Consider the following 13789-nt stretch of genomic DNA (forward strand, 5'->3'; position numbering starts at 1 on the left):
GTCGCCTGCCTTTGGCCTTATGCCACTTCGTGCCCGCGCGCCGCGCGCAGGATGCGGAACCAGTCGCCGCGTTCGAGCTGGAAGGAGGTAGCGGCCACCGCTTCGCGGATCGCCTCGAAACGCCCGGTGCCGGTGAGCGGGATCGGGCGGCTCGGCAGCTGCATGATCCAGGCGAACAGCACGCTGGCGAAGGGCTGTTCCATGCGGTCGGCAATCTCCTGGATGACCGAGCGGACCTCCACCGCGCGTGCGTCGCCGGAGGTGAACAGGCGCCCGCCGCCCAGCGGCGACCAGACCATCGGCGCGATGCCCAGGTCCTGCAGGCCGTCGAAGGTCTCGTCGAACATCGGCGCGACGAACATTGGCGAGAACTCGACCTGGTTGGTGGCGAGCGGCACGCGGCGGTTCAGGCATTCGAACTGGTGGCGCGTAAAGTTCGATACGCCCACGTGGCGCACCTTGCCGGCCTGCTGCAGGCGGGTGAAGGCGTCGGCGACCTCGTCGAAGTCCATCAGCGGGTCGGGGCGGTGGATCAGCAGCAGGTCGAGGCGATCGGTGCCCAGCAGGCGCAGCGATTCCTCGCTTGATGCGATGATGTGGCTTGCCGTGGTGTCGTAGTGCTGGATGCCGTGCTGCGGACGTTTTTCGGAGACCAGCTTGATGCCGCACTTGCTCACCAGCTCGATGCGCTCGCGCAGCGAAGGCTGGGCGCGCAGGGCTTCGCCGAACGCGCCCTCGACGCCGTAGTTGCCGTAGATGTCGGCGTGGTCGAAGGAGGTCACGCCCAGTTCGATGCACTGCTCGATGAAGGCCACGCGCTGCTGGACCGACATGCCCCAGTCATTCATGCGCCACATGCCGGCCACGATGCGGGACAGTGCGAGCCCGCTCTCACGGGTGGCGATGCGCGGGCAGTGCAGGTCGGCGGGGAGCGGGTGGGTCATCGTGCGCTTTCGTGTGAACGGGATGGCACGATTATAGCGGTGCGGCCAAACAAAAAGCCCGCCCGGCTTGCGCACGGACGGGCTGTTCGGATGGGCTCAGGCGAGGATCACTGCATCCACAGGCGCAGCGAGTCCCAGGCGCGGCCGAAGATGCTGGCTTCCTGCACCTCGTCCAGCGCCACCACCGGCAGCGCGATCAGCGGCTTGCCGTCGACCATCATCTTGAGGGTGCCGACCTGCGAATTGCGCGCCAGCGGGGCGACCAGCGGGTCCTTGCGCTCCAGGACCGGTTTCATCTTGCCCGCCACGCCCTTCGGCACGGTCACCAGCACGTCGCGGGTGAAGCCGAGCTTCACGTTCGATTCCGAACCTTTCCAGACCGGCACGGTCGATACGGCCTGGCCCTTCGAGTACAGCTTGACCGTGTCGAAGTTCTGGAAGCCCCAGTTCAGCAGCTTCTGGCTTTCCTGGGTGCGCACCGAATCCGAGGCGGTGCCCAGCACCACCGAGATCAGGCGGCGCTGGCCGGCGTTGCCGTTCGGGCGGCGCGCCGAGGCGATCATGCTGTAGCCCGAGGAATCGGTGTGGCCGGTCTTCATGCCGTCCACGGTCGGGTCCAGCCACAGCAGGCGGTTGCGGTTCTGCTGGGTGATCTTGTTGTAGGTGAACTGCTTGATCGAGTCGATCTTGTAGAACTCGGGGAAGTCGCGGATCACGCTCGCGGCCATGACCGACAGGTCGCGCGCGGTCGAGTAGTTGTTCGCGTCCGGCAGGCCGTGCGGGTTGGCCCAGCGGGTGTTCTTCATGCCCAGGCGCTCGGACTCGCGGTTCATCAGGGTCACGAAAGTGCCTTCGTCGCCGGCCACGGCTTCGGCCAGGGCCACCGCGGCGTCGTTACCCGACTGGATCATCAGGCCGTGCAGCAGGTCGTTGACCGACACCGGGACCTTCGGATCGATGAACATCTTCGAGCTGCTCGCGTCGACTTTCCAGGCACGCACCGAGACGTTGACCATGGTGTCCAGGGTCAGGCGCTTGTCGCGCAGCGCGGCGAAGGTCACGTAGGCGGTCATCACCTTGGTGAGCGAAGCCGGTTCGATGCGGGCGTCGGGGTCTTGGGCTGCAATGACTTGGCCACTCGTCGCGTCGAGCAGCAGCCACGACTTGGCTGCGACGGTCGGCGCGGGCACGGTCTGTGCACTGGCCGAAGCCATCAACAGGCTGGCGGCCACGGCCGCTAACAGTTTTTTCATGGGAGTGTTCGCTGTAAAAAAAATGCTAATGCAGAAGTGCGCAAGGCAACACCCGAGAGTATTGCCTCGAAAGAAGGGACTAATTATTGCACAGCGACAGCGTCAAATGTCACGTCATCGCCACATTTCGACGACAAGATTCTTAATGTGACCAAGCTTGCGGTGGAAAAAGTGGTCGGCGCCCGGGATCACGGTCACCGGGATGTCGAGCGGGCGCGCCCAGTCGAACACTTCCTGCAGCGTGATCGTATCGTCAAGTTCGCCGTGGATCAGGATGGTGTCCGCCGGGACCGGCGGCATCGGCCACTTGCCGGCCGCGGTGCCGACCAGCACCAGGCGCTCGGCAGGGCGGCCCTCTGCGATCAGGCGCTGCTGGAACTGGGCCTGCACGAAGGTGCCGAAGGAGAAGCCGGACAGGGTCACCGGCAGGCCCGGGTACTGTTCGGTCATGTGCTTGTACATGACATCCATGTCGTCCACCTCGCCGCGGCCGTCGTCGTGCACGCCTTCCGACTCGCCCACGCCGCGGAAGTTGAAGCGCGCGGTGGCGTAGCCGAGGGTGACGAAGGTGCGCGCCAGCGTCTGGGCCACCTTGTTCTCCATGGTGCCGCCGTACAGCGGGTGCGGGTGCGCCACCAGGGCGATGCCGCGCGGCTGGCCTTCCGGCAGGTCGAGGATGCATTGCATCTTGCCGGCGTGGCCGTCGAGGGTAAACTTGTGCGAATACTTGTTCATTAATCCAAAGCGCTTGCAGGGGTGATCAGATTTTCAGGCGTTCGACGACCTTGCCGCCCACCAGGTGGGTGTCGATGATGTCGTCGATGTCGGCGTTGTCCACGTAGGTGTACCAGGTGCCTTCCGGGTAGACCACCAGCACCGGGCCTTCCTCGCAGCGGTCGAGGCAGCCGGACTGGTTGACGCGCACCTTGCCCTGGCCGTTCAGGCCGAGTTCCTTGATGCGCTTCTTGGCATGCTTCTGCGCTTTCTCGGCGCCGCACTTGCCGCAGCTCTGGCGGGCGTCCTTGCCGTCGCGCTCGTTCATGCAGAAGAAGACGTGGTGCTTGTAGAAGGGTGCGTCGTTGGTGTCGCTCATGTCGCTCTCGTCATAGATGGTCGCCAGCCCTCATGATACGGCAAATGTTCAAGACTCCCCGTCCGCTGCCCCGGGCCGCGGCTCCGGGCGGTTCAATTGGTGCGAGGGCAGCAGCAGGAACCACAGCGCCAGGAAGGGCCATGTCAGGGAAAGGAACTGGGCCGCGCCGTTAAAGTTCAAGAACTTTCCCTGCACCCAGCCCTGCAAGGTGGAGACGAAATACGGGTTGACCGGCACCGTATTGACCACGATGAGGCTCAGCACCAGCGTGACCACCGCCAGCCGGCGCTGCGCCACCTGCGGCGCGAACACCAGGCCGGTGAGCATGATGATGCCGATGATGAAACCGCCTTCCGCGCCGGGCGTCACCCAGACAAACGCGTTATCGGGCCGGAACAGCAGCGAGCTCGCCAGCGCCTTCACCAGCAGGGCCGTGGCCAGGAACACCACCATCAGCAGGAAGCGCGGCGCGCTGCGGCGCACCAGGCACATGAGCGTCAGTACGGCGCCGGTCATGCCGCAGGCCGTGATGATGGTCTCCGAGAGCCAGTACTGCTCCACGCTCATCGCTTCGCCCGGACGCAGCATGTTGACCAGGTCGATGTCGGTATCGAACCAGCGCGACAGCCAATCCGAGAGGATGGGCAGCACCTGGCCGTGGCCGAACAGGTAGCTTTGCGGGTAGATCTGCGCCAGCGGCCACAGGGCCACCAGCACCAGGCCCTGGCTGGCGTAGGGCGCGAACCAGCGGCGCCGCAGCTGGAACAGGCGGCTGCGGTCGAGCAGGCCGGGCGCCCACCAGGCGCCGAGCAGCGCGCCGGCCAGGCAGCCGCCGGCATTGGTGATCAGGTCGAGGTTGGACGGCACGCGGCTGGGCAGGAAGTTCTGCACCGTTTCCATCGTGAGCGTCACCAGGATGCCGGCAAGCGCCGCCAGCAGCACCGCCCAGATGCCGCGCACGCGCGGGTAGACCGACAGCACCAGCAGCACCCCGAGCGGCATGTAGCCGACGATATTGACGCCGACGTCGAAGCCGGTCCAGTAGCGTGGCATGACCGTATTGAGGAAGGTGAATACCGGCACCCCGCTGTTGCGCCAGCCCGTGAACGGGTACCAGCTGGCGTAGATGATCAAGAGCAGGTAGGCCAGCAGCGCCGCGCGTGCGATCGGCGAGCCGCGTCCTTCGCGCGGGCGTTCGCGCTGCTCGACGGCGACGGTAGGCTTGGTCATCGTTTTCGGGTATCGACCGTCGCCAGCCATGCCAGGATGTCGCTTGCCACGGCGTCGGTGCTGGCCGCGAGGGCGCGCGCGCCGCCCGGCGCATCGGCGCTCGGGGCCGGCGTCGTGCGCGTGAACGTGCGCTGGTCGAGCAGGCGGTGGTCGTTGAACAGCGAGGCGCGCAGGGTGATCTGGCCTTCGCTCTGGCTCACGCCGGAAAACGCATGGACGAAGTCGTCCACTTCCACGCGCAGCAGCGGCACCCCGGTGGAGGCGTCGGTGGCCGACAGCACCTTCATGCCCGACTGCGCCAGGCGCGCCTTGACGCGCTGGGTGAGCATCTGCAGCGGCTCGTTGGCCCAGCGCGCATGGGCGTAGGTGCGGGCCTGCAGCGCGTCGGCATAGGCCAGGCGGTAGAACATGCGCTCGTTCTCCAGGGCCGACGGGCCGGTGAAGTCCATCACCACCAGCGCGGCGATATTGGCAGGTGCGGAGGCCGGAGCCCCCTGCTGCAGCGGCGCGGCGGGACCGAAGTCGTAGGTCATGCTTTCCTGGATCTTGTTGCTGGCGCAGCCTGCGAGGAGGAGGCTCGAGGCGGCAAGGGCGAACAGGGCGCGGATCGGAGTGGCGGTCACGGTGGTCCTCATTTGGTCGGTGGCACGAAGCCCGGTTCGCCCGGACCCGGCTGGGCGCTCGGGGCGCCGAACAGGATGCTTTGCGGGCGGTCGGACAGCGAGGTGGCGGTGCGCTTCACGGCGCGCAGCGCGCCGCGCGCCTCGTCGGTCATCTGGACGACGTGCGGCAGGGTTTCGAGTTCGAGTTCGCTGGTGGCCGACTGCAGCGAGCCGACCGCGCCATTCAGGCGCTCGAGCGGGCCGTCCGGGGCCTGCAGGCGCGTGGCCAGCTGGTCGTAGTTGTCGGCGGTGGCCTGGATGCTGGCGGCGGTCGCGTCGAAGGAGCTCAGGCTGCGGTCGATCTTTGCCGTGAGCGCCGGCAGGCGGTCGATGGTCGGCTCGAGCTTGCGCGGAATGGCGGCATAGGCGTCGGCCGCCTTGCCGATGCTGTCGAAGGCGCCGACGATGGTCTGCTGGTTCTCGTCGGTGACCATCTTGGCCAGGCTGTCGGTGATCTGCTCGGTCTTTTCCAGGATGGCCAGGCCGCGCTTTTCCAGGATGTCGAGCAGGCCCGGGCGCAGCGGGATGCGGGCCGGCTGGTCGTCGCGCAAGGCCAGGCGCGGCGAGCCGGTGCGGTCGTCGTCGAGCTGGATGAAGGCGATGCCGGTCACGCCCTGGTAGCCGAGCGAGGCGAAGGTGGTGGTGGTGATCGGCGAATTCTTGTCGACCGACAGCTTGATCAGGATCTGGCCGGTGACGCGCGGGTCGAAGATGATCTGGTCCACGCGCCCCACTTCCAGGCCGCGATAGCGCACCGCGGCTTCCGGGTTCAGGCCCGGGATCGACTGGGTGGTCACGATCTCGTAGGGCACCAGCTCGGTGCGGTCGCGGTTGAGCCACAGCCCAACCAGCACGGCCGCGACCACCAGGGCGATCGTGAAGACGCCTGTCATCAGGGCATACGACCTGTTTTCCATATTCAGTTCTCCGAATCGTTCTGGGCCTGGCGCTCTTCGAGCACTTCCAGCGCCCGCTGGCCGCGCGGGCCCAGGAAAAAGTGTTTGATGAAGGGATGCTGGACGCGCAGCACGTCACAGGCCGGTCCGACCGCCAGCACGTGCTTCTCTGCCAGCACCGCGATGCGCGACGACAGCGCGAACAGCGTGTCGAGGTCGTGCGTGACCATGACCACGGTGAGCTTCAGTTCGCTGTGCAGGGTCTGGATCAGCGACACGAAGGCATCCGACAGGTCGGGGTCGAGGCCCGCCGTGGGTTCGTCCAGGAACAATAAGCGCGGTTCCAGCGCGAGGGCGCGCGCCAGGGCCGCGCGCTTGACCATCCCGCCCGACAGGTCGGACGGCATCTTGTTGGCGTGCTCGGGGCCGAGGCCGACCATGTCCATCTTGAGCAGCACGGCGTCGCGGATCACGTCCTCGGGCAGCGAGCGCAGCTCGCGCATCGGGAAGGCGATGTTGTCGAACACGCTCAGGGCCGAGTACAGCGCGCCCTGCTGGAACAGCATGCCCCAGTGGTTGCGCATGTGCTGCAGCTGTTCCGGTTCGGCCTGGCTGATGTCCTCGCCGAACACCTTCACGCAGCCTTCCGAGGGGCGCTCCAGGCCCAGCATCTGGCGCAGCAGCACGGTCTTGCCGGTGCCGGAGCCGCCGACGATGGTGAGGATCTCGCCCGCATAGATGTCGAGGTTCAGGTCCTGGTGCACCACGGTGCGCCCGAAGCGCGTCCACAGATTGCGGATCTCGACCACCGGCGGCCCGACGTCTTCCTCGGGGCGCTTGTTCAGGCGCTGCGGTTCGCGTGGCTTGGTGGGCTGGTTCGTGTCTGCCATCAGAACCCCACGTCGTTGAAGATGATGGCGAACACCGCATCCGCCAGGATGACGACCGTGATCGCCGTGACCACCGCGGTGGTGGTGCCGCGGCCCAGGCTTTCGGTGTTCGGCTTGATGCGCAGGCCGAAGTGGCAGGACACCAGCGCGATCAGCATGCCGAACACGCAGCCCTTGAGCAGGCCGATGGTGTAGTTCACCACCGGCACCGCATCCGGCAGCTTCTGGATGAAGTAGCGGAACGACAGGCCCAGCTCGATCTTGGCGGAGACCATGCCGCCGATCAGCGCCATGGCGTCGGTCCAGACCACCAGCAGCGGCATCGAGATGGCAAGCGCGATCACCTTGGGCATGATCAGGCGCTGGCCGTGCGAGATGCCCATCACCAGCATGGCGTCGAGTTCCTCGGTCACGCGCATCACGCCCAGCTGCGCGGTGATCGAGGAGCCGGAGCGGCCCGCCACCAGGATCGCCGCCAGCAGCGGGCCCAGCTCGCGGATCACGGCCATGCCCAGGATGTTGACGATGTAGATGTCGCCGCCGAACATGCGCAGCTGCTGCGACGACAGGAAGGACAGCACGATCCCGATCAGGAAGCCGACCATCGCCGTGATGCCGAGCGCCTGGAAGCCGGAGTGGTAGATGTTGGCCGAGATCTCGCGCCAGGGCCCGGCCTGCGGGCGGCGCAGGAAGCGGCCGAAGTCCAGGATCAGCTGGCCGATCAGGCTGATGAAGCCGCGCAGGTGCTCGAAAAAGGACAGGATGCCGCCGCCCAGCACGATCAGCCAGTTCAGCGGACTGACTTTATGGCGCGGCAGCTTGATGGCGCTGGCCTTCTCGATGCGGCCGAACAGTTCTTCGTGCTGCGGATCGAGCTTCAGGCCGGCGGGACGCTGCTTGCCCCAGGCGTTCCAGAACATCTGGGCGCCGACGTGGTCGAGGCGCTCGATGCTGGAGAGGTCCCAGGCGAGGCTTTGCCTGTTCTTCTTGAGCGTGTTCAGGGTGCGGGTGATCGCCTTGAGCACGCCCTTGCGCGACAGCGTATGTACCTGCCAGACGCCGCTCGCCATGACAGATGGGGCCGCGCCGGTACCCGAGGCCTGGTCTGGATGCTGGATGGTTAATATTGGCGCATTTTCAATCTGCATTGCGCCAGTGTAAAAGAGAATCGTTATCGCTGCTACACGGTTCCTAACATAGCGCGCTACGCAGCCAGGTGGCGAACCTGGCGTTCGGGCGCGGCGGCCACGGGCTTGTGCGCCGGGGCGGTATCGAGCTTGCCCGCATAGTCCGAGGCCAGCAGGGCAGCCGCTTCCTCGCGCGTCATGCCGCGCAGCTGCAGCCATTCCTGCACCAGTTTTGCCAGCTTCTCGAGCGCGATGCGGTGGGTTGCATCGGTCTTGGTGTAGATCCAGCTTGAAAAAGCCATGAAGTTGTCGAACGGGGCATCGCCCAGCAGCACGCGGGTGGTGTTGGCGAAGCGGCCCGAGTTGGCCACCAGGTCCCAGTAGCGGGCAAAGCGCACCAGGCGCTGCATGGTCGGGAAATCGACCTGTTTCGTCGCCAGCACGGTGTAGGGCGGGTAGGGATCGTAGACCATGCCGAAAGGCTCGGTGTGGCGGATGATCGGGGTGCCGCGCAGGCGCTTGAGGATGCCGAACTGGATCTCCTGGGCTCCCAGCCCTACCAACTGGTCGAAACCGCGCGCGAAGCTGGCCACGTCCTCGCCGGGCAGGCCGGCGATCAGGTCCACGTGCAAATGGGTCTGCGAGTGTTCGGTCAGCCAGCGGATGTTGTCGGCGGCCTTGGCATTGTCCTGGCGCCGGCTCACCAGGGCCTGCACCTCGGGGTTGAAGCTCTGGATGCCGATCTCGAACTGCAGCGCGCCGGGCGGGAACCTGGCGATCGTCTCCTTCAGGGCTTCGGGCAGGTGGTCGGGAACCAGCTCGAAGTGGGCGTAGACCGGGTCATCCGGGTTCGCCTCGAGTTTATCGAGGAAGAACTGCATGATGCGCAGGCTGGTCTTGACGTTCAGGTTGAAGGTGCGGTCGACGAACTTGAACAGGCGCGCGCCGCGCGCATGCAGCGACTCCATCTCGGCCAAAAAGGCCTCCAAGGGGAAGGGCCAGGCGGTCTTGTCCAGCGAAGACAGGCAGAACTCGCACTTGAACGGACAGCCGCGCGAGGCTTCCACGTACAGGGTGCGGTGGGCGATGTCCTCGTCGCTATATAAAGAATAGGGCAGGGCGATCTCCGCCATCGGCGGCTGCACGCCGGCGTGCACTTTCATCAGCGGCTTGGGGCCGTTCAGGATCTCGCCGCACAGCTTGGGGAAGGTGACGTCGCCCCAGCCGGTGACGACGTAGTCGGCCAGCCGCACGATCTCCTGCTCGCCGGTCTCGTGCGAGACTTCCGGGCCGCCCAGCACGATCGTCAGCTGCGGCGCGACGCGCTTGAGCAGCGCCACCAGCCGGGTGGTCTCTTCGACGTTCCAGATGTAGACGCCCAGGCCGAGGATGCGCGGCTGGTGCGCCAGGATGCGTTCGACCAGGTCGCTGGTCTTGGCGCCGATGACGAATTCGTGGATGCGCGTCTGCGCCTGCAGCGGGCCCATGTTGGCCAGCAGGTAACGGAGTCCGAGGGAAGCGTGGGTGTAGCGCGCGTTGAGCGTGGAAAGCAGGATGGTCATCCCGCGCATTGTACCGAATGCGGGCACCGGGCCTGCGGCGTCGGCGCCACAAAAAAGAAAAGCGCCCGGCTTGCGCCGGACGCTTTTTCATTCAGCCAAGGCTTACTTGGTGACGGTACGGGTGCCGACCACTTCGATGGTCACGCGGCGGTTCTTGGCGCGGCCTTCGGCGGTGGCGTTGTCGGCGACCGGCTGGGTCTCGCCCTTGCCTTCGGTGTACAGGCGGGCCGGATCCAGGCCTTTCGAGACCATGTAGGCCTTGACGGCTTCGGCGCGGCGCAGCGACAGCTTCTCGTTGTAGGCGTTGGTGCCGACCGAGTCGGTGTGGCCGACGGCGATCATGACTTCGGTGTTCAGGCCTTCCAGCTTCGCCATGAACTCGTCCAGTGCCGCCTTGCCTTCCGGCTTGACGATCGCCTTGTCGAAGTCGAACAGGGCTTCAGCCGCGATCGAGACCTTTTCCGAGGTCGGGACCGGTTCCGGTGCCGGTGCCGGTGCGACGACCGGTGCCGGTGCCGGCGCTGGTGCCGGTGCTGCCTCGACCGGTGCCGGAGCAACGTAGGCTGCCTTGACCGGACGGCCGAACTTCCAGACCAGGCTCACGGTGGCGGTGTCGATGTCGCCGCGGTTCTGGACCGCGTCGGTCACGCGGTAGCGCTCCACTTCGCCGCGCAGTGCCATGTTTTCGCTCAGCGCGTACTCCAGGCCCAGGCCGTACTTGCCGTGGCGGCGGCCTTCGTTCGGCGGGTTGGCGACGGTCACGGCATCCAGGCGGGAGCCGTTGAAGTGGGTCTTGGCACGGGTGTACTGGACACCGCCGCGCGCCAGGAAGGTCAGGCGTTCGGTGATCGGCAGGCGGCCGACCAGGTCGAGGTTCACGCCGCGGAACTTGGTTTCACCGTTCAGGTTGCCACGGTTGGTCCAGGCTTCGAAGTCGAAGTTTTCCAGTTCGAAGTAGCCGGCTTCGATGGCGAAGTAGCGGTTCAGCTGCTTGCCGACGAACAGCTTCCAGGTGACGTCGCGGTCATCGGTGTTGAAGCTGCTCAGGGTCGAGCCGTTCGAGTTCAGGGTGCGCTGCAGCGCGCTCTGGTCGATGTCTGCGCGCGAGCGTCCAGCGCCCACGCCTGCGTACCAGGCGCTGTTGGCCCAGTCCGGGTTCACGTAGGCCGAATCGGCCTGTGCGGACTGCTGGGAAGCTGCCTCTTGCGGTGCCGCGTGGGCGTTCACCATGGTTGCGCAGGCCAGTGCGATCAGTGCGGCGAGTTTGTTGGATGCTTTCATTGTTCTGCTTTTCGTCAGTAAAAACATTGGTCTGTTACCGGGGCCTCGAAGGCCTCGGCTCTCGGGGAGTTACAGGGCAAAGTATTACCTTTTGGCATCTTGCGTACTGTTCGCTACCTCGCATAAGAGAAATATTCTCGAAATAACAACACATCACGCGTACAGTGCGCCGGTACGTATCCGCCCTGGTTGAACCCATCACTTTCACCAGTAGGCGTAGCGCTAAAAATTGTTTAGAGTTCAACTGTGCGATTTTAACATTCTCTGCCGCGTGCCGCTGGCCGCAGAAAGTTCTCCATGCCAAGCCCTGTCTTTCCTCGCGCCGGCCTGCTGGCCGCGGCGCTCGCCACCATGCTGGTGCTGGGCGCCTGCAGCAGCGACAAGGACGATGTCGCAGCCCCGCCACCGCCGCCGCAGACTGCCGCGCGCATCCAGGTCGAGGTCGCACGCACCACGCACGGCATACCGCACGTGCGCGCCGAGGATTACCGCAGCCTGGCCTACGGGCTGGCCTATGCCTACGCCCAGGACAACGTCTGCATGTTCGCCGACTCGGTGCTGACCGTGCGCGGCGAGCGTTCGCTGTTCTTCGGCGGCGAGGCGCGGCCGCGCCAGCGCACCGGCGACGAGTACGGCGGCGGCAGCGGCTTCATGGACCTGAACAACGAAGAGAGCGACTTCTTCTTCAAGGGCTACCTCGACATCGAACAGCTGCGCGCCAACTACGCCGCCGGCACGGCCGAACCGCGTCAGCTGCTCGAAGGTTTCGTCGAAGGCTACAACCGCTACCTGAAGGACTACGCCGGCAAGCTGCCCGCTGCCTGCGCGGACGCCAAGTGGGTGCGCCCGATCACGCTCGACGACATGTACCTGGTGGTGGCGGAAAAGGCGCTGCACGCGTCCGGCCAGGCCTTCGCCCGCGACTTCGTCGCCGCGGGCCGGGTTCCGGGCGCCACGGTGAGCCTGGCCAAGGCGGCGCCGCGCGAGATCGATGCCTCCACCCTGGTGGCCCAGCTCGACAAGCTCAACCGCCAGGGCTTCGGCAGCAATGCGCTGGGCGTCGGCAAGGATTTGTCGGCGAACGGGCGCGGCCTGCTGCTCGGGAATCCGCACTACCCCTGGACCACCGCCGACCGCTTCTACCAGGCCCACCTGACCGTGCCGGGGCGCTACGACGCGATGGGCGTCATCATCGGCGGCGTGCCGGCAGTGGTCATCGGCTTCAACAAGGATGTCGCCTGGAGCCACACCGTCACCTTCGCCTATCACTTCACCACCTTCCGGCTGGCGCTGGATCCCACCGACCCGATCGGCACCACCTATCTCTATGACGGCGAGCGCCGCAAGATGACGTCCAAGACGGTCACCGTCGACGCGCTGCTGCCGGACGGGCTGGTGGGCCGGCGCAGCAAGACCTTCTACTTCAGCCACCAGGGCGCCGTCATCGTGCGCCCGGCGGCGGGGATGACCTGGACCGCCGGCGCCGCCTACGTCCTGGCCGACCCGAACCGCTACAACACCCGCATGCTCGAGCAGTGGCTGGGCATCGGCACGGCCGGCAGCGTGCGTGCGCTGAAGGATTCGCTCGACAAGGTGGTCGGCCTGCCCTGGGTGAACACGGTTGCCGCCGACCGCGAAGGCAATGCGCTGTATGCGGACGCCAGCGTGGTGCCGCACATGAACGCGGACAAGTTCGTGAACGGCTGCCTGCTGCTGCAGGCGGCGCTGCTGTTCGACGGTTCGAGGAGCGCCTGCGGCTGGGGGCAGGATGCCGGCGCGCCGCCGGGCATCTACGCGCCGGCGAAGGCGCCGTGGATGATGCGCACCGACTACGTCGGCAATTCGAACGACAGCTATTGGCTGACCAACCCGAAAGCGCTGTTGACGGGCCCGGCGCCGCTGGGCTTCTCGCCGCTGTATGGACGCACCGGCGTCGAGCAGACCCTGCGCACCCGCATCGGCTTCCGGCAAATGGAAGACCTGCTGGCGCAGCGCAGCAAGCTGACCCTGGCCGACATGCAGGCGCTCGCCTTCTCGAACCGCGTGTACGCGGCCGAGCTGGTGCTGCCCGAACTGCTGACCGCCTGCGCGGCCCTGAGCAACGAGCTGTCGCGCCAGGCCTGCAACGTGCTGCAGGCCTGGGACCGCCGCGCCAATGTCGACAGCCGCGGCGCGGTGCTGTTCCGCGAATTCTGGAGCGTGGCGTCGAGCATTCCGAACAAGTGGGCGAATCCCTTCAATCCTGCCGACCCGGTGAACACGCCCAATGGCGTGGCGCCGGCCGCGATGCCGGCCATGCTGGCGGCGCTGCGGGATGCGGCCGTCAAGCTGCAGTCGCTCGGCATCCCGCTCGACGCGCGCCTGGGGGATGTCCAGGTCGAGCCGCGCAACGGCGTGCGCATCCCGCTGCATGGCGGGAACGGCAACCAGGAGGGCACCTACAGTTCCCTGACGATGCGCACGGGCCTCACCGCCAACGGCTATGTCGGCGCCCACTGGGGGCAGAGCTATATCCAGACCGTCGGCTTCGACGAGCAGGGGCCGGTGGCGCAGGCGATGCTGACCTATGGCCAGTCGACCGATCCCAAGTCGCCCTGGTATGCGGACCAGACTCAGGTGTACTCGCGCAAGGAGTGGCCGGTGCTGCCGTTCACGCAGGAGAAGATCAAGGTCGATCCGAATTACGCAACGATGAGCCTGCGTGAATAAGGCGTGCAAGAAATGTCGGCTTAGGGCAGGCTGAAATGTCTCAAAAACTCACACTGCCTACTTGCGCCATGGCCGCCGGCTTTGCTATGATTCGTGTCTTCCGGAGCTGCTTCGATTCGCAAAACGAAACGACAGCGAAAGA

General features: G+C 66.1%; 12 protein-coding genes. 1 reads left to right on the forward strand and 11 read right to left on the reverse strand.

All coding sequences use genetic code 11. The features are described from left to right. Positions 1-17 precede the first annotated feature (17 nt). From ACK6C6_RS21540 to ACK6C6_RS21590, 11 genes are all read right to left on the reverse strand, one after another. The gene (locus ACK6C6_RS21540) at positions 18-944 is read right to left on the reverse strand and encodes an aldo/keto reductase family oxidoreductase (RefSeq protein ID WP_409269182.1); all 927 of its coding nucleotides are present in this window, start codon (positions 942-944) and stop codon (positions 18-20) included. 107 nt (positions 945-1051) lie between these two features. Next, the gene (locus tag ACK6C6_RS21545; RefSeq protein ID WP_209589709.1) at positions 1052-2197 is read right to left on the reverse strand and encodes a D-alanyl-D-alanine carboxypeptidase family protein; all 1146 of its coding nucleotides are present in this window, start codon (positions 2195-2197) and stop codon (positions 1052-1054) included. Between the two features lie 114 nt (positions 2198-2311). Then, positions 2312-2932: an alpha/beta hydrolase gene (locus ACK6C6_RS21550; RefSeq protein WP_036206714.1), complete on the reverse strand. Its 621-nt coding sequence runs from the start codon at positions 2930-2932 to the stop codon at positions 2312-2314. Positions 2933-2957: 25 nt separating this feature from the next. Continuing rightward, positions 2958-3290, reverse strand: a complete 333-nt coding sequence (locus ACK6C6_RS21555) for a ferredoxin (protein ID WP_027867055.1) — start codon at positions 3288-3290, stop codon at positions 2958-2960. Positions 3291-3338: 48 nt separating this feature from the next. Then, positions 3339-4520 (reverse strand): VanZ family protein, encoded by a 1182-nt coding sequence (locus tag ACK6C6_RS21560; RefSeq protein WP_209589708.1) that lies wholly within the window; start codon positions 4518-4520, stop codon positions 3339-3341. After that, positions 4517-5143, reverse strand: coding sequence for an ABC-type transport auxiliary lipoprotein family protein (locus tag ACK6C6_RS21565; RefSeq protein WP_349681040.1), 627 nt, complete (start codon positions 5141-5143; stop codon positions 4517-4519). The genes ACK6C6_RS21560 and ACK6C6_RS21565 overlap by 4 nt, the downstream gene beginning before the upstream one ends. Positions 5144-5151: 8 nt before the next feature. Further along, positions 5152-6099: an MlaD family protein gene (locus tag ACK6C6_RS21570; protein WP_409269183.1), complete on the reverse strand. Its 948-nt coding sequence runs from the start codon at positions 6097-6099 to the stop codon at positions 5152-5154. Positions 6100-6101: 2 nt separating this feature from the next. Further along, positions 6102-6968: an ABC transporter ATP-binding protein gene (locus ACK6C6_RS21575; protein WP_081925744.1), complete on the reverse strand. Its 867-nt coding sequence runs from the start codon at positions 6966-6968 to the stop codon at positions 6102-6104. Beyond that, positions 6968-8116 carry an MlaE family ABC transporter permease gene (locus ACK6C6_RS21580; RefSeq protein WP_409269185.1) on the reverse strand — a complete coding sequence of 383 codons (1149 nt, stop codon included), beginning with the start codon at positions 8114-8116 and terminating at the stop codon, positions 6968-6970. The genes ACK6C6_RS21575 and ACK6C6_RS21580 overlap by 1 nt, the downstream gene beginning before the upstream one ends. A 56-nt stretch (positions 8117-8172) precedes the next feature. Continuing rightward, positions 8173-9657 (reverse strand): DUF4080 domain-containing protein, encoded by a 1485-nt coding sequence (locus tag ACK6C6_RS21585; protein ID WP_409269186.1) that lies wholly within the window; start codon positions 9655-9657, stop codon positions 8173-8175. Between the two features lie 102 nt (positions 9658-9759). Continuing rightward, on the reverse strand, positions 9760-10965 hold the full coding sequence (locus ACK6C6_RS21590) for an OmpA family protein (RefSeq protein WP_409269187.1): 1206 nt from the start codon (positions 10963-10965) through the stop codon (positions 9760-9762). Between the two features lie 270 nt (positions 10966-11235). On the opposite strand from ACK6C6_RS21590, the gene ACK6C6_RS21595 reads away from it, so the two are divergent. Next, positions 11236-13647, forward strand: coding sequence for a penicillin acylase family protein (locus ACK6C6_RS21595; RefSeq protein WP_409269188.1), 2412 nt, complete (start codon positions 11236-11238; stop codon positions 13645-13647). Positions 13648-13789: the final 142 nt, after the last annotated feature.

Source organism: Massilia sp. BHUDP2, assembly GCF_046236355.1.
Classification (GTDB): domain Bacteria; phylum Pseudomonadota; class Gammaproteobacteria; order Burkholderiales; family Burkholderiaceae_D; genus Telluria; species Telluria varians.